This is a genomic window from Amycolatopsis sp. TRM77291, assembly GCF_054166285.1.
In genome coordinates this window covers 1-1,200 of sequence record NZ_JBSZHF010000025.1, presented here as the reverse complement: position 1 = coordinate 1,200, position 1,200 = coordinate 1, and the positions used below count along the sequence as shown (strand labels likewise).

Genomic DNA, 1,200 nt, shown 5'->3' with positions numbered 1-1,200 from the left:
TCCTCTGAACGCGGTTGTTGCGTGCGCAACGATCGCGTTCAGAGGACGAAACGCGGAAGTAGAGTCGCGGGGTGATCAGCCGTGCGGTGGTGCTCGCCCCGATCCTGCTCGCGCAAGCCGTCCGGGTGCGCCGCACGACGCCCAGGTTGCCCGGTGCCGCGGGGCCGGTCACGGGCCTGGTGGCGGGCGAAGGCGAGCCGGTGCGGCTCGCGGTGCTCGGCGAGTCCACTGTGGACGGCGTCGGCGCGGCGACGCACGCCGAGGCGCTGACCGGACGGCTCGCGGACGAACTCGCGCGGGACGGCGGCGCGGTCGCCTGGCAGGCCATCGGCAAGACCGGCGCCAACGCCCGCGTGGCGCGCGAGGAACTGCTGCCGCTGCTCGAACCCGCCGACCTCGTGGTGATCGCGCTCGGCGTCAACGACACGATCGAACTGCATTCGGCCGCCCGCTACCGGCGTGACCTGCTCGACCTCGTCGTCGCGGTACGGCGCCGGGTCGGCCCGGTCCCGGTGGTGCTCGCGGGCGTGCCGCCGATGGGCCGGTTCCCGTCGCTGCCGCGTCCGCTGCGGGACGTCCTGGGCGCGCGGTCGGCCGTTCTCGACGCCGCGGCCGCGCGGCTGGCGCTGGTGCCCGGCGTCGTCCACGTCCCGATGCCCGCCGCGATGCTGGACCCGGCGACCTTCGCCGAGGACCGCTTCCACCCCGGCCCCGAGGGCTACCGGCGCTGGGCCGAACAGCTCGCGGACGTGAGCCGGCGGCTACTCAGCGGCACTATTTCGCGGCAAAAGCGCTGATCAGGTCACCCTCCTGCCACAGATCGAGAAATTTCCGCGAAAAAGCTGGCTCTGCGTGTATCTGGTGGCAGCCTCGTTGCGTCCTATGGAGCAGTCGAGGAAATGAGGGACACCCGATGACGACCGAGACCAACACCGCGCCCGTCGACGACGAGGCCACGGCCACCGAAGACCTCGAAGAGACGACCCCGAAGCCGAAGCCGATCACGGCGCCGGTCCCGCCCCGTCCCGGCACCAGCCCGGACGGCAACTGGGACCCGAACGGCACCAACCCGCCGGTGAACTGAACCAACACAGACAGGTGATGTCCGGAGGCCGAGGGGGCCTCCGGGTATCACCTCCGGGTGCTCCCTTCGGGGGAGGGGGGACGCCCGGACGCGGGCCCGTTGGGGAGCGGGCCCGG

2 protein-coding genes are annotated in these 1,200 nt (G+C 72.4%); both read left to right on the top strand.

Annotated features, from left to right (window positions below):
• The first annotated feature begins 71 nt into the window (after nucleotides 1–71).
• Entirely contained in the window at nucleotides 72–797 is a 726-nt protein-coding gene (locus ACXIZN_RS43190; protein ID WP_457960780.1) for an SGNH/GDSL hydrolase family protein, read from the top strand.
• 116 nt (nucleotides 798–913) lie between these two features.
• Nucleotides 914–1,084, top strand: a complete 171-nt coding sequence (locus ACXIZN_RS43185) for a hypothetical protein (RefSeq protein ID WP_457960779.1) — start codon at nucleotides 914–916, stop codon at nucleotides 1,082–1,084.
• Nucleotides 1,085–1,200 lie beyond the last annotated feature (116 nt).

Excerpts from the sequence above, each read along its gene's own strand:
- ACXIZN_RS43185 (WP_457960779.1), top strand. The coding sequence starts at position 914 with ATGACGACCGAGACCAACACCGCGCCCGTCGACGACGAGGCCACGGCC.